Raw genomic sequence first — 21,130 nt, 5'->3', positions numbered from 1 at the left:
AACTTCTGAAATTAATACAATTCGCCTGACTTGCGTTTTGCAATGAAATCTTTCGATTCTTTCGCAATCACTGTAGAGAGCAATAAGAGTGCAATTAAGTTTGGAACAGCCATTAAGCCATTGAAGGTGTCGGCAAAGAGCCAAACCAAGTCTAGCGTGGCGACGGTGCCAATAAATACTGTCGCAATATAAATAAGACGATAGATGAGTACGTACTTTTCTCCGAAAATATAAGTACAACATTTTTCACCGTAATAACACCAACCTAAAATAGTTGAGTAGGCAAAGAAAATAATACCGAGCGTTACCACCCAACCGCCGACACCGGGTAATAATTGATCAAAGACACGCGTCGTGAGTACAGCACCTGTTTCATTTCCAAAGGTGTTGCCTGCCATGATGAAACCCATCACCAAGACAATACCGGTAATACTACAAACAATAATGGTGTCAATAAAAGTTCCTGTCATTGAAACCAAACCCTGACGTGCTGGATGATCTGTTTTTGCCGCTGCCGCTGCAATCGGTGCCGAACCCATACCGGCTTCGTTAGAGAAGACACCACGTGCGACCCCGTAACGAATCACAGCACCAATTGCACCACCTGCAACCGCTTCGCCCGTAAATGCATCTTTAAAGATCAATTCCAGTGCAGGTACAACCAACTCAAGGTGGTTAAGAATAATGATTAAACCACCAGCAACATAGCCCACCGCCATGACAGGAACAATTACAGTTGCTGCTTTAGCAATGGATTTAATCCCGCCTAAAATCACCAAGGCAGAGAAAACAGTAATGATGATGCCTGTAACCCACGTTTCAATACCCATGCTGTTTTGCACGGCAAGCGCAACAGTATTGGACTGTACTGAACTACCAATACCAAAAGAAGCCACGGTGCCAAAGAATGCAAAAATCAGAGCCAGCCATTTCCATTTTAAGCCATGTTCGATGTAATACATGGGACCACCGGACATCATCCCATTTTCATTTTTAACGCGATATTTGACGGCCAGTACACCTTCACCATATTTGGTTGCCATACCAAATAAAGCCGTCATCCACATCCAAAAGACGGCACCGGGGCCACCTAGAACGCATGCTGTTGCCACACCCGCAATGTTACCTGTACCAATAGTGGCGGAGAGTGCTGTCATGAGCGAGGCAAAATGTGAAATATCTCCTGCATGGGATTTAGCTTGAGGATGCTTACCAAAAACCTGTTTAAAGGCCAGTGGCAGCATACGAAATTGCCAGAACATGAGACGGAATGTGAGAAATACACCAGTACCGACAATCAGTACCAACATGTACGGACCCCAGACCCATCCGCTGAGTGTTTCCATTATCGATTGTAAGTTTTGCATCATAGCTTCTTCTTTTCGTCTAGAGTTTCGTGAATGGCTTATTTAGATTTATCAATGCTTAAGCAAGTGGTGTGCCATATTGGGGACCTTCCTGATCATTTGTTATAACGCTACTAAGACATTTATTCCTTATGGTTGAAAAGGTTTTAATTTTTGTTACTTGCTGCTGGATTTGTTATGAAAGCATTTTGTTTTATTGTTATTTATTTTTTAGCTAAAGTTCAGCACTTTTACAAGCATTTAAAATGAATTATTTATGTTTATTTTTAAATCAATTTTTCATCATTTTTCTATATAAGAAAAATAAATTAACTTACTTACTTAATTAGAAAATATAGATAGTGCACAGTTTTTTATTGTTTTCTGTATTTTTTACGTTAATTTGTTGCGATAGACGTCGAAGATGAATGAAATAATGTCACATCAAAATACAAGTTCGACCGCTGAAAATGGTGAACTGCAACGAAGTTTGTCTAATCGACATTTGCAATTGATTGCAATCGGTGGGGCAATTGGTACGGGATTGTTCATGGGGTCGGGTAAAACCATCAGCCTAGCGGGTCCTTCAATTTTAATTATTTATATGATTATTGGTTTTATGGTGTTTTTTGTCATGCGTGCGCTTGGCGAATTATTGCTATCTAACTTACAGTACAAATCTTTTATTGATTTCTGTACCGATTTAATTGGACCGTGGGCAGGCTATTTTGTCGGCTGGACCTATTGGTTGTGCTGGATCACGATAGGGATTGCCGATCTTTCTGCGATTATTTATTACTTACAGTTCTTTAATAATGGAATGCCCTTTAGCCCAGCAGAAGGGGTCATGATCAGTATTGCCGCGATTGTTTTCATCATCGGTTTAAACCTTGTGACTGTAAAACTGTTCGGTGAACTCGAGTTCTGGTTTGCATTAATTAAGATTATTGCCATTGTCGTGCTGATTGGTGTCGGCTTATGGATGATCTTTACTGGTTTTACCTCGACAGCAGGTGAGGTTGCCTCGTTTACGCATTTATGGTCACATGGTGGTATTTTCCCAACAGGTGCGACAGGCTTCCTTGCGGGTTTCCAAATTGCAATTTTTGCTTTTGTGGGCGTGGAACTTGTGGGTACAACTGCGGCTGAAACCAAAGATCCTGAACGTAACTTACCAAAAGCCGTGAACTCGATTCCAGTGCGTATCATTATTTTCTATGTGTTGGCACTGGTGATTGTTATGTCCGTGACACCATGGAATAAAATTGATCCAACGGTTAGTCCTTTTGTAAACTTGTTTAGTCAAGCAGGTATTGCCGCAGCTGCAATCATCATGAATTTGGTGGTGTTATCTTCAGTGATGTCATCTATGAACAGCGGTGTATTTTCAACCAGTCGGATGTTGTTTGGTTTATCTCGTGAAGAACAAGGACCTAAAGCATTTGGACATTTAAATAAGCGTGCTGTTCCTGCCAATGCCTTGTATTTCTCTGCGGTATGTTTGTTGTTAGGTGCTGCACTTCAGTACTTTGTACCGAATACTGTTGAAGCCTTTACTTTGGCCACCACACTTTCAACCATTTTGTTCATCTGTGTATGGTTAATGATTATCTGGAGCTATATTGTTTACTATAAAACGCGTCCAGAACTTCATGCGAAATCAACCTTTAAATTACCTGGTGGATTGTTTACCTGTTGGGTCGTTATCATCTTCTTTATTGGCGTGATTTACGTTTTGTCATTAGAAGCCGATACCATGAAAGCACTGATGGTTAGTCCAATTTGGTTTATTATCTTGATTATTGGTTACTTTGGTTTCTATAAACCGAAACATAAATAAGCCCTTTGTTGGTGAAAAACGCCAGTTTGAAACTGGCGTTTTTTTTTAACTCACGATAATCTCTAGCGTTTAGCACTTTGGTCACGGCTGTGATCGAGTTATACTTCTTTGAAAACATAGGATAGGTGGTCAGATGCGTCTTGTCATTTGCTACATCAGTTTATTGGCGACAGGTTTTGCCTTGGTCGGTTGTGGTCAATCTGGAGCTTTACAGTTACCGAATGATCAAAATTACGACAAGCGTTCCAAGTATTTGTTATATCCCAATGTCGATTCCAAAAAGCAGTCTGAACAGAATCAACAATCTGAACAGAAAGAGCTTGAAACACCGAATACTGAGTCTAATCAGCCTTCTACACCTTAACGCTTTCATAGAAAGGATACATTCATGAGTTTTACCCGCATTCATGGGGTTTTGCACGCAGAGCAATGTTCATTGCAACAACTTGCGCAGCAATTTGGCACGCCACTTTATGTTTATTCAAAAGCCACTTTTGAAAAGCATTATCTCGATATGGATCGTGCATTTAGCTTTATCGATCATCAAATTTGTTTTGCGGTAAAGTCAAACTCAAATATTGCGGTATTGAATGTATTGGCCAAGCAAGGTGCTGGTTTTGATATTGTGACTGGCGGTGAGCTTGCTCGTGTATTGAAAGCGGGTGGGGATGCTTCTAAAATTGTATTCTCTGGTCTAGGTAAATCAGAAGCAGACATTAAAAAAGCTTTAGAAGTGGGCATTGCTTGCTTCAATGTTGAGTCATATGCAGAGCTGGATCGCATTCAAAAAGTTGCGGCTGAATTGGGGCAAAAAGCACCTGTTTCTTTACGTGTCAACCCAGATGTCGATGCGAAAACACATCCATACATTTCGACGGGTTTAAAAGAAAATAAATTTGGTATTCCATCTGACAGCGTATTTGAAACCTATCAATATGCAGCTTCATTGTCGAATTTAAATGTGATTGGCATTGACTGTCATATTGGTTCGCAACTCACTGAAACTCAGCCTTTTGTCGATGCACTTGATCGTGTGATCATGATGATTGAAAAATTGAAAGAGCTGGGTATTCATCTTAAACACATCGACATCGGTGGTGGTTTAGGCGTGACCTATAAAGATGAAGTGCCACCAACCGTTACTGAATATGCCAATGCACTGAAGCCTGCTTTAGAAAAATTGGGCTTAAAAGTGTATATGGAACCGGGACGTAGTATTTCTGCCAATGCAGGTGTATTGCTCACCAAAGTAGATTTACTCAAACCGACCAATCATCGTAATTTTGCCATTATTGATGCGGCAATGAATGACTTGATTCGTCCAGCTTTATATGAAGCATGGATGGATATTCAAGAAGTGACACCACGTACCGATGTTGAAGCAAAAGAATGGGATGTGGTGGGCGCGATTTGTGAAACGGGCGATTTTTTGGGTAAAGAACGCCAGTTAGCGCTTCAAGAAAATGATGTCCTTGCCGTCTTGGGTGCAGGTGCATACGGTTTTGTGATGAGTTCAAATTACAACAGTCGTGGTCGTGCGGCTGAAGTGATGGTCGATGGTGATCAAGCGCATTTAATTCGTGAACGTGAAACCATACAATCATTATGGGATAAAGAACGCTTATTGCCTTAAGGAGTCATTCAAGATGTTTTTAGAATTTACTAAAATGCATGGTCTAGGCAATGACTTTATGGTGGTTGATCTGATCAGCCAGCGTGCTTACCTAGATACTATGACCATTCAGCGTTTAGCTGACCGTCATTTCGGGATTGGTTTTGACCAATTACTGATTGTTGAACCACCCGATTTACCCAATGTCGATTTTAAATATCGTATTTTTAATGCGGATGGTTCTGAAGTTGAACAGTGTGGTAATGGTGTTCGTTGTTTTACACGCTTTGTGCATGAGCGCAAATTGACCACCAAAACCAAAATTAAAGTACAAACCAAAGCGGGGATTGTTGAACCTGAACTGGGTCAAAATGGCTGGGTTCGCGTCAATATGGGCTATCCAAAATTCTTACCGAACCAAATTCCATTCCTTGCTGATGAGCCTGAAAACCTATATAGCTTAGATTTGGCCAATGATGAAAGTATTATCATTGATGTGGTGAATATGGGTAATCCGCATGCAGTGACAATTGTTCCTGATGTGTTGACTGCTGATGTTGCAGGAATGGGGCCACAAGTTGAGTCACATGAACGTTTTCCGCAACGTGTCAATGCGGGCTTTATGCAAATTATGGATGAAACACATGCGCGCTTACGTGTATTTGAGCGTGGTGTAGGTGAAACTTTAGCGTGTGGTACAGGTGCTTGCGCAGCTGCAATTTCAGGTATGCGCCGTGGTCTACTAGGTAATGCTGTGGAAATTGAACTGGCTGGTGGTAAATTGCAAATTGAATGGCGTGAAGGCGATGTGGTTTGGATGACGGGTCCAACAGCAAATGTCTATGAAGGCCGTATCGATTTGAGTTATTACCAAGCATAAAAATGCATGGTTTGATTAAAAAGCACTGTCATTATGATGGTGCTTTTTTATTTGAGCATCTAGTTGATAGCATGATTGCTTAGGTAAGTTAGAATGGAGCCGATAGTATGAAAAAGTTGCAGCATAAATTCTCTATTTACGATTGAATTTTGAATAAAAACCGATTAAATACAGTGAGAAAAAATGTGATTGAGCCTGAAATGCAGAACTATTCTCCAACGGATTTATTGGTGATGTGGCTTAAAGAACGAGAAATTCAAAATCAATCCAAACATACACTACAAGCGTATGATCGTGATGTTTCCGATTTTTTAAATTTTTGTGCAGTGAAAAAACTCAGTTTAATGAATGTGGAATCTACAGATTTACGTGAATTTTTAGCTCAAAAAGTAGAATGGCAACAACTCAGCTCCAGTAGTTTACAACGCTTATTATCTTCGATTCGGCAGTTTATGAAATGGGCAGAGCAGGGTCAATATTTGGCTTTTAATCCAGCCGATGATTTTCAGTTAAAACGCCAACCTAGACCTTTGCCGGGTATGGTGGATATTGAAACGATTAACCAAATTTTAGATCAGCCCAAACCTGAAAGTGAAGTACAGCAACAAATGTGGCTGCGTGATAAAGCCATTTTAGAATTGTTGTATTCCAGTGGTTTACGCTTGGCAGAAGTACAAGGGCTACGTATTAAAGATATTGATTTTAATCGACTTCTTTTACGTATTATCGGTAAAGGCAATAAAACACGTGTGGTGCCTTTTGGTTCAAAAGCCAAAGATGCAGTCATGCAATGGTTACAAGTTTATCCCCTTTGGAATGGTGATTTTGTGCCTGAGGCCAATGTATTTATTACCCAAAAAGGTAATCCGTTGGGTGCACGACAAATTGAAAATCGGGTGAAATTTCAAGCACAACGTGCAGGGGTAAATATCGATTTACATCCACATTTGTTAAGACACTGTTTTGCCAGTCATATGTTGTCGAATAGTGGTGATTTGCGTGCGGTGCAAGAAATGTTAGGGCATAGTAATTTAACCACCACGCAAATTTATACCCATGTCGATTTTGAGCAGTTGGCGAAAGTGTATGATCAGGCACATCCACGAGCACAAAAATCTTAATTTTATCCAAGCATATTTTTGCTGTTCGCTTCTATTTTTTCTGGATATTTCATCTGTATTTTTTGAAAATATTGTTCCAAAGTGTCGATGTTGGCTTGTGCATCTATCAAGGCGATATAGGTATCAGGACGAATGAGATAAACCGCATTTTCGAGTAAACCGACCTTTTTGCAGTTCGTATCCCAAACAAATTTGGATAAAGGCAAATTGTGCTGATGGCACCATGTTTGTAGTTCTGACTGTGCTGTGCCATAGACATGAATCTGCCAAAGCATCTGTTTTAAAGTTTTAAAATTATTGCTTTGTGCTTGTTGAATCCAAGGTAACCGATCACCTGCATGAATTTTACCAGTTTTGCCTTGGCTGAGTGGACTGTGCCGATAATGGATGCCAAGCTGTGAAATGATACGGAAAATGAAGTGACTCAGTGGCGCATTGTTGTAAATTTTAGGCAATAGATAGGGAGCAATTTTGGTTCTAATTTCAGCGGCTAAAGCACCTTCTGCGGTGATTATACTAAAGATTCGATCGGTGCTTTTTACCAGTTTTTTAGCAAATGCTCGCCGTTCAATTTGATAGCTTTCTAACAGTTGTTCCGAGGCTTGACCTTTGATAACTGCGGCTAATTTCCAAGCCAGATTAATGGCATCACCAATACCCGTATTCATCCCTTGAGCACCTGCTGGACTATGTAAATGTGCGGCATCACCCAGCAGAAAAACGTTACTGATGCGATAGTCTGAAACAATACGATGATGCACGCGATAGGTCGAAAACCAGTTGACCTTTTCGATGGTTAGACCTAGGTCTTGAATAGCGGTATGTGCGACATCATCAAAGCTTAAGTTTTGCCCAGCTTGAATACGATCCTCACGAATTAGCCCAATCAGGCGTGCTTGTCCGAGTTGCCCATAAGAAAACAATAAAACAAAATCCTCTCGATCTAAAGAAATATGCACACCACCATCGACAGCAGTTCCTTGTACGTTGACATCCGCAACATAGAAAAGTTTTGAATACGTTCCACCAGAAAATTTCAGCCCTAATTGATGTCGTATAGGTGATTTTCCGCCATCACAGGCACCCAAAAAACGGGCAGAATAGTGCTCTAAACCCTTTGGGCTACGAATTTCTGCACAAATATGGTCTGAATGATGGCTGAAACTAATCAGTTCGCTGGAGCGTTCAACATGCACCCCCAATTTTTCTAAATGTCGGATCAGCAGTCGTTCATGTTGATCTTGTGGATAGATTAAAATAAAAGGATAGGGCGTGAGTGTTTTGCCTTGTTCGATTAATTTCAAAACACCACGTTTTTTCCCCAATGCCCATAAATTGAGCTGTATATTCGGATAACCCGCTTGAATGACTTCTTCTGCCAAATCCATCTGTTGATATAATTCGAGCGTGCGTGCATGAATACCCAGTGCCCGTGAGCTTTGACTGGGTTCTGCATTTTTATCAATAATTCGGACAGGAATCCCTTGTTTACTGAGCCAAAGTGCAAGGATTAAACCCGTTGGCCCTGCACCAACAATCAGAACATTATTTTTCATATGATCTCCTATAAAATGACTCCTATAAAGTGATTCTTGAATGTGAGTAGGTGAATATTGTTCAATGTTTGATCTGAAAGGGCATTTTATTTTGTGGTTAGATTTTTGAACAATTTTTTAGCATAATCCTTTCATGTGGGCATATTTGCAGCAAAATTGTAGAGTTTTTTGTTTTGTGGTTGATGAAAAAAATGTCAAAACTGTCAATTGTTATAAAATATGTAGGTTAGTTTGTATGTTTTTTATTGCGATTCATAAGATTGGAACAATATCTGCATATTCTTTAAAATGAAAATAGAAAATGTACTTGAGGTTGGGCGCAGTGAAAAAAGTTGCTTTATTATAGGATGGTCGTATTTTATTTTTGTAGAATAAAAATAATATAGCGAATTGAAAATGATGAATGCGTAGATGGAGGGTAACGGAAATGAAAAATATTGAACAAAAATATGCACAATTAACCGAAGCACAAAAAGAAATTTTTGCAGGTTATGGTTTAAGACAGGTCAAACATTTTGTGGAAATTAGTTTGCCAAATATCGAACCCTCTTTACCTGAAAATACGCATGTGCAAGGCATTAATGCCGAAGGTAAGGTGCAAGCGGTTAATTCGGAGAGTAAAGAAACTTATCTTTGGATTTCAGACCTACAATGGCAAGAACGTCCGATTATCATGATTAATGTTGATTTAAAAGAAGACTTTTTAGAAATCTGGAAAATATTTAATCTTCAAGCGTATGAGCTGATTGATTTAAGTCACATTCATCGTGATTTTTTAGAAAACCAGCTGGTTTAAATTGAGCTGCATTTATTTGATAAAGCACATGTCTTTGTAGTGGGCTACGATGATCTAATGCAGGATGATTAAAATAGTGTTGAAATTGCATTCCTAGGCGTTGCATTAGGGCTTGGGATTTACTGTTTTGTTGTGCAGTAAATGCAACCACTTCATTTAAATGAAGTGAATCAAAAGCAAAATCTAAGCAAGCAATCGCGGCTTCGGTTGCAAAACCCTTGCCCCAAAATTTTTGCTCAAGTCGCCAGCCGATTTCGGTACAGGGTGAAAATGTAAATTGATTAGGTTGCTGATGTAAACCAATGAAACCGATAAACTCACCCGTTTGTTTTAACTCTACTGCCCAAAAACCCCAACCTTGAATGTCGATTATGCTTTGAAACTTTTTTGCTAAGGCATCACTTTGTGGTTGTGTGAGGCAACTTGGAAAATAGCGCATCACGTCGGCATTGGAATTTAGCGCATAAAAGGGCTTGAGATCGGAATTTTTCCATGACCTTAAAATTAAACGCGATGTCTCAAGCTGTCGATTCAACATAATGTCCTAAAGATCGTCCAGTGGAAGCTGAAAACTTTGTTTAATAATTTGACTGGGTAAATCCGTTTTCACACTGGTAATGCCATTTTTCTTGGTTAAATGTGCAGACTGAAATTTACGATAGCTTTCTAAATCTGGAACCACAACTTTCAGCATGGCATCAGATTCACCTAAAATAATATAACACTCCATCACTTGAGGCAGCTCTTTCATCGCTTCAATAAAGCAATCAATCGTTTCGGCATCTTGCCCAACTAACCAAATACGTGAAAATAAAATCAGTTGTAAACCAATTTTTTGCGGATCAACAATGGTGGTATAGCTTTGAATAACACCTGATTCTTCAAGTAATTTCACCCGTCGTAAACAAGAGGATGGTGATAGTCCAATTTCACGAGCCAAATCATTATTTTGCATACGGCCATTGATTTGCAATTCACGAATGATATTTTTATCTATACGATCAAGTTTTACTGAAATAGATTTAGATAATGGTTTCATAAATTAGAATATAATTCGAAAAATAATTCTAATTATAGAATATTTTGAAACCCTATTTCGTGACATTTATTCGATACTTATTTCCACTTTCAAAATATAGAAAGGGAAAAAGGAAATGTCAGTATTTTTACTCTTCGCCTTAACGGTAATCCCGCTTATTTTTACACCTGGGCCAGATATGTTGTTTATCTTGTCGCAAGTGATGGGTAAAGATGTGAAAGCCGGTATGATGGCGACTGTTGGGGTATGTTTAGGATATTTAGTCCATTCTGTTTTGGTGGCTTTAGGTATTGCAGCGATTATTGTGTCCTTTCCCATTCTGTTTGAAAGCATTCGCTGGTTAGGGATCGCTTACCTTTTATTTTTGGCTTTGAGTTTAATTAAATCTGTTTTTAACACGCAGAAATTAGCCATTGAAAAGAAAAATACAGCCAAACCGATTCAAAAAGGCTTCTTTACTGCTTTATTAAATCCAAAAGGCATGTTGATTTACTTTGCCATTTTACCGCAATTTATCGATAAAACAGGCAATACAATCAGTCAGGGCTTAATCCTTTCTTTTATCTTTATTGGCTTATGTTTTGTAGTGTACGGTGGTTTAAGTGTGATTTTTGCCAAAATTAGCCAAAAAACACAGATTGATGAACGTAAACAAAAATGGATTGATGGTGGTTCAGGCGGCTTATTAATGCTTGCTGCAACTTGGCTCATTATTCAATAATCGTACGATGAAAGCATGTCTATAATGGCATGCTTTTTTTATGCAGCACTTTATGTCGTGTTGGATTTATAAATTAAACGTCATTTGTGACATGTTTAACTTAAAGAAGTGACCCGTTTTACGACAAATACAACACAGTAATGAGATCAATCTGTCTTAAATGACAGGACGTAACTTATACATTTGTGCAAGAAGGGTAAGTTGATTAAACCCAAAAATAATCCAAAATAAGGATCAAATCAGAACCTTTGATGAGCCTAATCAAATAAAAAAATAATAAAAATCAATGCTTAGAAATTAACTCAATATTGATAGAATTCAGCTGAATAAAAAAAAATTAAAAAAACATGAACGCCTAGTTCAAGGAATTTGACGTATTTTTACCGCTGTTTCGATAATTGTGACTTGACCGAAATGCCATACACATTGCAAGATAGGGCACCTAAAAATTTTAACTGAAGAGTTATTATAACTTTTCTCAATTTTACTTTTGCTAAAACAGCCGAGGATTACATGAAGGCTCTTGTTGCTGTAAAACGTGTGGTTGATGCCAACGTCAAAGTTCGCGTAAAACCAGACAATAGTGGGGTAGACCTTACTAACGTTAAGATGTCGATCAACCCATTCTGTGAAATCGCAGTGGAAGAAGCGGTTCGCTTAAAAGAAAAAGGAACAGTTTCGGAAATCGTTGTGGTTTCTATTGGTCCTAAAGAAGCGCAAGAACAAATTCGTTCTTCTATGGCACTGGGTGCTGACCGCGGTATCTTGGTTGAAACGACGGATGAGATTGGTGCACTTGAAGTGGCTAAAATCTTAAAAGGCATTGTAGAACAAGAAAAACCAGAACTGATCCTTCTGGGTAAGCAAGCGATTGATGATGACTCTAATCAAGTTGGTCAGATGTTGGGTGCTTTACTGGGTGCTGGTCAAGGTACATTTGCTTCTGTTGTGAATGTTACTGGTGACAAAGTTCAAGTGACGCGTGAAGTAGACGGTGGTTTACAAACGGTTGAATTGAATACTCCTGCAATTATCACCACTGACTTACGTTTGAATGAGCCACGTTATGCTGCGCTTCCAAACATCATGAAAGCGCGTAAAAAACCGCTTGATGTGAAGTCACCTGCGGATTATGGCGTTTCAGCGACAACTAAACTTAAAACAGTTAAAGTTGAACCACCAGCAGAGCGTAAAGCTGGCGTACAAGTGAAATCTGTGGATGAGCTTGTAGAAAAATTGAAAAACGAAGCGAAAGTGATCTAATACAGAAGGATAAAATCATGAGTATTTTAGTTATCGCTGAGCACGACAATAAGACACTTAACGGTGCGACTTTAAACGTTGTTGCGGCAGCTCAAAAAATCGGTGGTGATATCACTGTATTGGTTGCGGGTTCAGGCGCTCAGGCTGTTGCTGATCAAGCGGCTCAAGTTGCGGGTGTAAGCAAAGTATTACTTGCTGACAACGCGGCTTATGCCAACCAATTGGCTGAAAATGTAGCTGCTTTAGTTGCTGAGTTAGGCAAAGGTTATTCACATATCCTTGCGACTTCTACAACAACTGGTAAAAACATCCTTCCACGTGCGGCTGCACTGTTAGACGTCAGCATGATCTCTGACATCATTGCTGTTGAAAGCCCTAAAACTTTCAAACGTCCAATTTATGCAGGTAATGCGATTGCAACTGTAGAATCTTCAGAAGCCATTGTCGTTGCAACTGTACGTGGTACTGCATTTGATCCTGTAGCTACAACAGGCGGTTCAGCTGCTGTTGAAGCTGTAAGCGACGTGCAAGATGCAGGTATCTCTAAGTTTGTTTCTGAAGAGATTGTGAAATCTGAACGTCCAGAATTAACAGCTGCGCGTATTGTGGTTTCTGGTGGTCGTGGTGTGGGTTCAGGTGAGAACTATCACACTGTACTAGATCCATTGGCGGACAAACTGGGTGCGGCTCAAGGCGCTTCACGTGCTGCGGTTGACGCTGGTTTTGTACCAAATGACATGCAAGTCGGTCAAACAGGTAAAATTGTTGCACCTGACCTTTATATTGCTGTGGGTATTTCAGGTGCGATTCAGCATTTGGCAGGTATGAAAGATTCTAAAGTGATCGTTGCGATCAACAAAGATGAAGAAGCGCCAATTAACGCAGTAGCAGATTACTGGTTAGTGGGTGACTTGAACACTGTGGTTCCAGAATTGGTTTCTAAAATCTAATTTATGAACTTGTGTTTGAATAAAAACGCTCCGAAAGGGGCGTTTTTTATGTTAAAAAATAACAACAAATAAACGAAGGGATTGTAGATGAGTTATCGTTTTAAAACCTATTTTCTTATGTTAGCTCATTATAATCAGTGGGCAAACCAGAAGTTATTTTCTATTTTAACCACGCTACCAGAAGAACAACTAAATCAAGATTGCGGAGCCTATTTTAAATCCCCTATGCAAACGGCAAATCATCTACTGGTAGGCGATTTACTCTGGTTTGAACGTATTAAGGGTGTAGTGGCCTCAAATTATGCCTTAGATGAGATTCTTTACCCCCAGATCATGTTGTTGATTCCTGCGAGATTTGAGCATGATCAGCGTTTAATTGGCTTTCTCAATGAATATGATGAAGCTGCCTTTAACGGGCTTATCACCTATATTCGTCGTGGTCAGACTTATACTGAACCATTAATCGAGATATTAGCGCATCTATTTAATCATCAAACTCATCATCGAGGACAGATGCATAGCATGCTTTTTCAACTGACAGGTAAATCGTTAGAGTTGGATTTAATTTTTTTCCAAAGAGAAAATGCCCATTTGTATAAATGATGGTTTTGAATTTACGCTGACTTTTTTATTGGAAATGGCGTTATTTTAGATTAAAAAATAAGCGTTTATTCTGTTCGTCAAAAAGTAGAAAATTAGATTTTTAACTTATTAATTCTAATAAACTTTTTATTGTAAAAAAATGCTATTTTTCAGATTACTAAACTCCCTGTTAGTAAGCCTTTTATGCTATAATTTACGGCTGTATTTAGACTTTAGCTCAGCTTATTTTGGGTTAATTTTTGCAAGATTGATTATATAAAACGAGCGGTTCAATACTGTACTGTTTGTAATAAGGAGTATGCATGAGCGTATCGGAAATTAGACCGATTGCCATTGAGGATGAACTTAAAAGCTCATATCTCGATTATGCCATGAGTGTTATTGTATCTCGTGCATTACCAGACGTGAGAGACGGTTTAAAGCCTGTTCATCGTCGTGTGCTGTTCGCTATGCACGAATTGGGCAATGACTACAACAAAGCTTATAAAAAATCTGCGCGTGTAGTCGGTGACGTGATCGGTAAATATCACCCACATGGTGATTCTGCTGTTTATGAAACCATTGTACGTATGGCTCAAGATTTTAGCTTGCGTTATCAATTGGTCGATGGTCAAGGTAACTTTGGTTCTGTCGACGGTGATAGTGCAGCAGCAATGCGTTATACCGAAGTCCGTATGCGTAAATTGACTCATGAAATGTTGGCTGATTTAGAAAAAGATACAGTCGAATGGGAAGATAACTACGACGGTTCTGAGCGTATACCGCAAGTCATGCCGACCCGTATTCCAAATTTATTGATCAATGGCGTAACGGGTATTGCTGTGGGTATGGCGACCAATATGGCGCCGCACAACATGACCGAAGTGGTTAATGCTTGCTTGGCTTATGCAGATAACCCGAACATCAGCATTGAAGGTTTAATGCAGTATATCTCAGGGCCTGACTTCCCTACAGGCGGTATCATTTACGGCAAATCCGGTATTGTGGATGCCTATCGTACGGGTAAAGGCCGTTTACATATTCGTGGTAAGTATCACTTCGAAGAAGATCCGAAGAATGGTCGTACCACCATTGTATTCACTGAAATTCCGTATCAAGTCAATAAAGCAAGAACCATTGAACGTATTGCTGAATTGGTCAAAGAGAAAAAACTTGAAGGTATTTCAGAACTACGTGATGAGTCTGATAAAGACGGCATGCGTATTGCAATTGACTTAAAGCGTGGCGAAAACGCAGAAGTCATTGTTAATAACCTGTTCCAAAATACTCAGCTTGAAAATTCGTTCAGTATCAACATGGTTTGCCTAGACAATGGTCAGCCGAAGTTGATGAATTTAAAAGATATCATCGCGGCATTTATTCGTCATCGTCAAGAAGTGGTGACGCGTCGTACCATGTTTGAACTGCGTAAAGCGCGTGAACGTGGTCATATCTTGGAAGGCTTAACAGTTGCTTTAGCCAATATCGATGCGATTATTGAAACCATTAAAAGTTCTGCTAATCCAGCTGAAGCGCGTGAGCGTTTACAAGTAGGCGAGTGGGCTGCGGGTGGCGTGGTTGCATTACTGGAAAAAGCAGGTTCAGTTTCTGTACGTCCAGAAATTATTGATGGTGAAGATCTGTCTAAACCTTATGGTTTTGATGGTGGTATTTACCGTCTTTCACCTGCGCAAGTGGGTGCAATTTTAGAATTACGTTTACACCGTTTAACGGGTCTTGAACAAGACAAGTTACACGCAGAATATTCTGAAATTTTGGGTCAAATTGCTGAACTCACTGCCATTTTAAATGACTTTAATTTGTTGATGAATGTGATTCGTGAAGAACTCGCATTGATTTTGCAACAATATGGCGATGCACGTAAAACTGCGATTGTTGAGTCACGCATTGATTTCTCACGTGAAGATTTAATTCCTGAAGAACAAATGGTACTGACCGTTTCGAAAACAGGTTATGCAAAAACACAACCATTATCTGACTATGCTGCGCAGCGTCGTGGTGGTCGTGGTAAGTCTGCAACATCCATGAAAGCAGATGATTACATTCAACATCTGATTGTGACATCGAATCATGCAACGGTTCTTTGCTTTACCAATGTCGGTAAAGTGTACCGTTTGAAAGTCTATGACGTGCCACAAGCATCACGCGGTGCAAAAGGTCGCCCAATGGTGAACTTGTTGCCACTGGATGCCAATGAGACCATTACAGCAATTTTACCTGTGATTGATGCACCGAAGAAATTTAAAGATCGTTTGGTTGCGTTCCAAGCATTTGTAAAAGCCAATAAAGCTAAACTGCAAGAAAATGAAGTAATTAATGGTCATTTTGTTGAACTTGAAGCTGCTTTAGCTGAACTTGAAGATGGTGCAGATGATTTATCTGATGCTTTACGTGTTCAATTGAAACAATTAGGGGTAGAACTTTCTGGCACTGATTTAGATGATGAAATTATTGCTGACTTTGCACAGCAAGCTGAAGCTGTTCGTAAAAACTTCTATGTCTTTATGGCGACTGAGTTCGGTACGATTAAACGCGTTGAGCTTGAACAATTTAGTAATGTTCGTTCAAATGGTTTACGTGCGATTGAGTTAAATGAAGAAGATACCTTAATTGGTGTCGCGATTACCGATGGTGAACAGCAGATTATGTTGTTCTCCAATGAAGGTAAGGCGATTCGTTTTGCTGAAACTGATGTACGTTCAATGGGTCGTTCTGCTAAAGGTGTACGCGGTATGCGTGTCACGATTGGTGCAGCACAAGTTGAAGATACCGAAGATACTGATGTAGAGTCTGATGATGAAGATGGCTCGGATTCAGTTTTAGTCAGTCGTATTGTATCGTTGGTCGTAGTACCTGAAACAGGTGAAGTACTGTGTGCTTCTGCATATGGTTACGGTAAACGTACACCAGTCGGTGATTTTCCAACCAAAAAACGTGGTGGTAAGGGTGTTATTGCACTTAAGACTTCAGAACGTAATGGCGAGCTTGTCGGTGCGGTTGCGATTGATGCATCTAAAGAGTTGATGTTGATTTCTGATGGCGGTACTTTAGTGCGTACTCGTGCTTCTGAAGTTGCACAAACTGGTCGTAATGCGCAAGGTGTTCGTTTGATCCGTTTAGGTCAAGATGAAGTGCTTGTGGGTGTTGTTGCTGTCGAAGCAGTTGAAGAAGAAGAATTTGTAGCAGCGGTTGAAGATGAAGCAGTAACGACTTCTGAAGCTTTGATTGATTCTGAAATTCTAATTGATGACGAAATGATTGCTGATGAAACTGGCAATGAATCAGATTTAAATGAATCTGAAGAAGAGTAAGTTTTGACTTGAAATGAAGAGCGCTTAGGCGCTCTTTTTTTTGTTAGTAATATTTTGAAATAATTGATTATAATTTGTACGACATGTGGTGTCGTTAATATATTGTGTTAATAAATCAAATAAATAACAATCTATCAAGATAAATATATATGCGAAATTATTATGATTAAAAGCATTCAAAATATTAGAGTCTTTTTGTCTTCACCATCAGATGTTCAAATTGAACGAAGTAAAGTTTTCAAGATAGCAGATGAGTTGAATAAAAACATGTCGCAAGTTTTAGGGCGAAGGTTAGAAATAGTAGGTTGGGAAGAGGTTGTTCCTTCAATTTCTAGATATGCCCAAAATGTGATTAATGAACAAATTGGAGAATATGATATTTTCCTTGGTATTCTATCAATACGTTTTGGGACTCCGACTCCCAATGCTGGTTCAGGAACAGAGGAAGAGTTTAATCTCGCATATGATAGATATAAACAAGGAAAACTAGCAGATATTTGTTTCTTTTTTAAAACTGATGGCTTTACAGTGAATGATATAGATATTGATCAATTTACATTAGTAAAAGAATTTAAAAGAAAAATTTCTGAAATTGGCTGCTATAGGTCAGAAATTAAAGGAGATGATTTTGATAATAATATTAGAAACTTATTAACTACTATATTAATAGATTGGGACAGAATCTCAAATAGACAGGAACTGGGTCTGTCAAAAGATAGTATATCTTTACAGTTGCATAATATTGATGAAGATATTGGTTATTATGATGCCATATCTTTATCAATCGATGAACTAGAAAAAAGCACCCAAATAACTACTATATTCACTAAAGCAGGTTTAATATTTAATGAGGCTATGCTAAAAACAAAATCTAAATTGGATTTATGTTCAACTGATAAAGAAAAGTCTAAAATTATTAATATTTTTAGTGAAGATGTGGATGCGTTTAGTTTAGTTTTAGAGGCTAATATAGATAAGCAAAGAAGTTATCTTGTAAATTCTATGAACTATTTTAATATTGCTTCGAGTATTTACGCCGAGGACTTTAATGATGAAAATGATGTGTTAAATGGGGTTTTTTCACACATTGATGAGTTTAAGAAGACGGTAGAGGATAGTATTCCGACAATGATTTATCTTAAAGAAAGTGTTCATAAGTTTTCACGTGCTACTACGAAATTAAATAAATCGAAAAAATCATTAGTAAAGACTTTGGAAAATTTTGTAGTCCATCAACAGGAGTCAGCAGATCTTTTACAAAATTCTTTAAATATGTTGTTAAAACTCGCTCTAAAAGAAAAAGCATGAGTTATAAGATGAATAGATTCACTAAGTGTTAATTGAAATCTAAGTAACATAAAAAAAGGAAGCCGAAGCTTCCTTTTTAAATTTCATGAATTACGCAGCATCCTGCATTTTAATCTCATGATTTTTTTGCATTACAACAGCATAATTCTTTTGTTTTTCAGTATCGAATTGGCCTTCCCATTTACTAATTACAAGAACAGCCAACGAGTTACCAATGACATTCAATGCAGTACGTGCCATATCTAAAATACGGTCAATACCTGCAATAAATGCAAGACCTTCAAGCGGAATACCGACACTACCCAATGTTGCTAACAACACCACAAAAGACACGCCCGGAACACCAGCAATACCTTTAGAAGTAATCATTAAAGTTAATACTAAAATAATTTGTTGGGTCAGACTTAAATCAATACCATAAAGCTGCGCAATAAAAATAGCGGCAATACTTTGATAAAGCGTAGAGCCATCTAAGTTAAATGAATAACCAATTGGAATGACAAAACTGGTAATGGATTTTGGTGCGCCATAGGCTTCCATCTTTTCCATAATGCGCGGTAAAACCGTTTCTGAACTCGCAGTTGAATACGCCAGAATCAGTTCATCTTTTAAAATTTTAATAAGTGCCCAAATGCTGAAACCACAGAATTTAGCGACTGCACCCAAAACGATAAAGGTGAAGAAGAAAATAGCGCCATAGACTAAAAGCGCCAACTTCACTAATGGAAGTAGAGAGCTAAAGCCAAAGTTTGCAACTGTTGCCGCAATCAGACCAAATACACCGAAAGGTGCAAAAAGCATGATCATATGCGTCACTTTGAACATGGTTTCAGAAATAGCTTGTAATACATTAATTAAAGGCTGTTTGGTTTCTTTAGCTAACGATCCTAAACCAACACCAAAGATCACTGAGAAGAAGATGATCGGCAACATGTGCCCATCAGTCAGTGCTCCAAAAATATTGGAAGGAATTAAAGATAAAATGGTATTAACCAGACCGTGAGCATGGCTACTCACTTCCTGTGTTGTTGCTTGGTATTTAGAGATATCGGTTTGCGTTAAACTCGACATATCAATGCCAGCACCTGGCTGGAATACATTGGCAGCAACAAGACCAACAATAATGGCAATGGTTGTAATGACTTCAAAATAAACAATGGTTTTGAAACCAAGTTTACCTAAATTTTGACCGTGACTTGTATTGGCAATACCTAAAATCAGCATTGAAACAACAAGTGGAATAACGATCATCTTAATTAAATTAATAAAAATTGCACCCAATGGGCTAAGTAAATTATTAATTAAAACTTCACGGTATTCGGGAGAGTAGTGTAAAAAAGAGCCTACAAGCACACCTAAAATGAGTGCAATTACGATTTGCCATGCAAGGCTAATCTTAATTTTCTTCATGTTAATCCATTAAAATCAGATATTTAGTGAAAAAAAGCTGCAATAAAACTGTCGACTTCATAACGACATGTTAATGGGAGCATGGGAGTGAATAATAAATATATTCTGGGAGTACGGAAAAAAACGCTATTCTGCATTGATAAATGCATAGAATCTAACGTTTTCTATGCGATACTTGTTCAATTGATCAAAAATATTCCAGTTTTCGTTGGATATCCGATCTATTTGTTAAGTTTTATTTATTAATATTATGATGTCTCTCATTAGAACATTATTTTTTATTGTTTTGTGTCAATCGGAAATATCCTAAAACCAATAATATAGCCCCAATAGTTGCCAAATAAATCATTTTTGGAATGACCAGATCCGTTGGTACACCCATTTGATTGAGTTGAATAAACATTTGAATGCCTTGAGTGGACGGAAGTGCCTTGCCTAGGTATTGCATCCATTCAGGCATGGCTGCATGTGGCCATGCTGTGCCTGATAGTAAAAATAGCGGAATGGAGGTAAACACAATGACGTGTCCTGCGCGTTCTGGCATATCAAAAAATGAAGCAATGACCATTGTTAGCCCAATCACGCAACTGATAAAGATCGGCACCGCCAAAAGCATGCCCCAAAAATTTCCACCATGTGGATAATCATAAAGCCAGAAAGTAAAACCGAATAAATAAAAACAGCCTAAGCAACCAATGGTTAAAATGGCGCAGAATAGTCCGAAAAATTCAGTTTTTTTAGGTTGCCACTTGGATTGCCTATAGCCTGCAATGAGCATACTTAAGCCTAAAACAATGGTTTGATGAATAATTAACGGGGCAATTGCAGGGAAAACATAACTGCCATAACCAGATAGCGTATTAAATAAAGGGACTTGATGAATCGAAAGAGCAGGGCTGAAATGTGAAATATGGCCAAATTTTTCGGTCTGTTCAGCAATTGCTTGTTCAATTGCGCTGGCTATGCCCAAGCCAATTTGTTTGGTCTTGAGAAAATAAGCAGCACTTAAATATAAGCCAACACCACCAACCTCACCACGATGAACACTATTGGATAAATTGTCAGGCAACAATAAAATACCGTCAGCTTGCTGGGTTTTGATCATCATTTGCGCTTCAGCAAAATTGCCTGTGACAGCTTTAATTTTTACATTTGGGCTTTTTGAAACTTCAGTAATAATGTTGGAAGTCAGCATACTTTGTTCTTCATCCACAATCACAATAGGCAAAGATTCTGCATGCTGGGCTTTATAGGCAGTAGGATAGAAAAAACTATATAAAAATACTGATAAAACCAAGGTGGTAAAGATTGAGCTATTACGGGCAATATCTTTAAAAGTTTTGAAGTAAAAATGAAGGAATTCTTTCATGCTGG

General features: G+C 38.6%; 18 protein-coding genes. 12 read left to right on the top strand and 6 right to left on the bottom strand.

The window, feature by feature from the left end; translation table 11 throughout:
- Positions 1–11 precede the first annotated feature (11 nt).
- On the bottom strand, positions 12–1,367 hold the full coding sequence (locus BLV99_RS05235; protein WP_092688374.1) for an alanine/glycine:cation symporter family protein: 1,356 nt from the start codon (positions 1,365–1,367) through the stop codon (positions 12–14).
- 415 nt (positions 1,368–1,782) lie between these two features.
- Here BLV99_RS05235 and BLV99_RS05230 point away from each other — a divergent pair, with 415 nt between their 5' ends.
- The 5 genes from BLV99_RS05230 to BLV99_RS05210 all read left to right on the top strand — a co-directional run bounded on the left by BLV99_RS05230 (position 1,783) and on the right by BLV99_RS05210 (position 6,799).
- Positions 1,783–3,186: an amino acid permease gene (locus BLV99_RS05230; RefSeq protein ID WP_092688371.1), complete on the top strand. Its 1,404-nt coding sequence runs from the start codon at positions 1,783–1,785 to the stop codon at positions 3,184–3,186.
- Between the two features lie 133 nt (positions 3,187–3,319).
- Positions 3,320–3,550, top strand: a complete 231-nt coding sequence (lptM, locus tag BLV99_RS05225) for an LPS translocon maturation chaperone LptM (RefSeq protein WP_086184905.1) — start codon at positions 3,320–3,322, stop codon at positions 3,548–3,550.
- A 24-nt stretch (positions 3,551–3,574) separates the two neighbouring features.
- Positions 3,575–4,819, top strand: coding sequence for a diaminopimelate decarboxylase (gene lysA / locus BLV99_RS05220; RefSeq protein ID WP_092688368.1), 1,245 nt, complete (start codon positions 3,575–3,577; stop codon positions 4,817–4,819).
- Between the two features lie 13 nt (positions 4,820–4,832).
- Complete coding sequence (gene dapF / locus BLV99_RS05215; RefSeq protein WP_086184907.1) at positions 4,833–5,678, top strand: diaminopimelate epimerase; 846 nt, start codon at positions 4,833–4,835, stop codon at positions 5,676–5,678.
- Positions 5,679–5,878: 200 nt separating this feature from the next.
- Positions 5,879–6,799, top strand: a complete 921-nt coding sequence (locus BLV99_RS05210; RefSeq protein ID WP_092688365.1) for a tyrosine recombinase XerC — start codon at positions 5,879–5,881, stop codon at positions 6,797–6,799.
- 2 nt (positions 6,800–6,801) lie between these two features.
- Here the strand turns inward: BLV99_RS05210 and BLV99_RS05205 are convergent, their stop codons facing one another.
- Entirely contained in the window at positions 6,802–8,355 is a 1,554-nt protein-coding gene (locus BLV99_RS05205) for an FAD-dependent oxidoreductase (RefSeq protein ID WP_092688362.1), read from the bottom strand.
- A gap of 427 nt (positions 8,356–8,782) precedes the next feature.
- Between BLV99_RS05205 and BLV99_RS05200 the strand changes: the two genes are divergently transcribed.
- Positions 8,783–9,151, top strand: a complete 369-nt coding sequence (locus tag BLV99_RS05200) for a hypothetical protein (RefSeq protein ID WP_413772569.1) — start codon at positions 8,783–8,785, stop codon at positions 9,149–9,151.
- Here BLV99_RS05200 and BLV99_RS05195 read toward each other — a convergent pair.
- Positions 9,078–9,689, bottom strand: a complete 612-nt coding sequence (locus BLV99_RS05195; RefSeq protein WP_092688359.1) for a GNAT family N-acetyltransferase — start codon at positions 9,687–9,689, stop codon at positions 9,078–9,080. The two genes, BLV99_RS05200 and BLV99_RS05195, sit on opposite strands and share 74 nt — an antisense overlap.
- A 6-nt stretch (positions 9,690–9,695) precedes the next feature.
- A complete protein-coding gene (locus BLV99_RS05190; protein ID WP_086184912.1) occupies positions 9,696–10,190 on the bottom strand; it encodes an Lrp/AsnC family transcriptional regulator in 495 nt (164 codons plus the stop codon).
- Positions 10,191–10,305: 115 nt separating this feature from the next.
- Here BLV99_RS05190 and BLV99_RS05185 point away from each other — a divergent pair, with 115 nt between their 5' ends.
- The 6 genes from BLV99_RS05185 to BLV99_RS05160 all read left to right on the top strand — a co-directional run bounded on the left by BLV99_RS05185 (position 10,306) and on the right by BLV99_RS05160 (position 18,346).
- On the top strand, positions 10,306–10,911 hold the full coding sequence (locus BLV99_RS05185) for a LysE family translocator (RefSeq protein WP_086184913.1): 606 nt from the start codon (positions 10,306–10,308) through the stop codon (positions 10,909–10,911).
- A 513-nt stretch (positions 10,912–11,424) separates the two neighbouring features.
- A complete protein-coding gene (locus BLV99_RS05180; RefSeq protein WP_086184914.1) occupies positions 11,425–12,174 on the top strand; it encodes an electron transfer flavoprotein subunit beta/FixA family protein in 750 nt (249 codons plus the stop codon).
- A gap of 17 nt (positions 12,175–12,191) precedes the next feature.
- Complete coding sequence (locus BLV99_RS05175; RefSeq protein WP_092688356.1) at positions 12,192–13,124, top strand: FAD-binding protein; 933 nt, start codon at positions 12,192–12,194, stop codon at positions 13,122–13,124.
- 87 nt (positions 13,125–13,211) lie between these two features.
- Positions 13,212–13,727, top strand: a complete 516-nt coding sequence (locus BLV99_RS05170; RefSeq protein WP_092688353.1) for a DinB family protein — start codon at positions 13,212–13,214, stop codon at positions 13,725–13,727.
- A gap of 302 nt (positions 13,728–14,029) precedes the next feature.
- Positions 14,030–17,038 (top strand): DNA gyrase subunit A, encoded by a 3,009-nt coding sequence (gyrA, locus tag BLV99_RS05165; protein WP_092688350.1) that lies wholly within the window; start codon positions 14,030–14,032, stop codon positions 17,036–17,038.
- A 162-nt stretch (positions 17,039–17,200) separates the two neighbouring features.
- Positions 17,201–18,346 (top strand): DUF4062 domain-containing protein, encoded by a 1,146-nt coding sequence (locus BLV99_RS05160; RefSeq protein WP_092688347.1) that lies wholly within the window; start codon positions 17,201–17,203, stop codon positions 18,344–18,346.
- A gap of 90 nt (positions 18,347–18,436) precedes the next feature.
- On the opposite strand, the gene gltP is transcribed toward BLV99_RS05160, so the two are convergent.
- Together gltP and BLV99_RS05150 are read right to left on the bottom strand one after the other, a co-directional pair.
- A complete protein-coding gene (gene gltP, locus BLV99_RS05155; protein WP_092688344.1) occupies positions 18,437–19,756 on the bottom strand; it encodes a glutamate/aspartate:proton symporter GltP in 1,320 nt (439 codons plus the stop codon).
- A gap of 271 nt (positions 19,757–20,027) precedes the next feature.
- The gene (locus BLV99_RS05150; RefSeq protein ID WP_092688436.1) at positions 20,028–21,125 is read right to left on the bottom strand and encodes an ABC transporter permease; all 1,098 of its coding nucleotides are present in this window, start codon (positions 21,123–21,125) and stop codon (positions 20,028–20,030) included.
- Between the last annotated feature and the right edge of the window lie 5 nt (positions 21,126–21,130).

It is taken from the genome of Acinetobacter kyonggiensis, assembly GCF_900107285.1.
Lineage (GTDB): Bacteria > Pseudomonadota > Gammaproteobacteria > Pseudomonadales > Moraxellaceae > Acinetobacter > Acinetobacter kyonggiensis.
The sequence above is the reverse complement of the archived record's forward strand: the minus strand, read 5'-3'. Positions and strand labels throughout refer to the sequence as shown.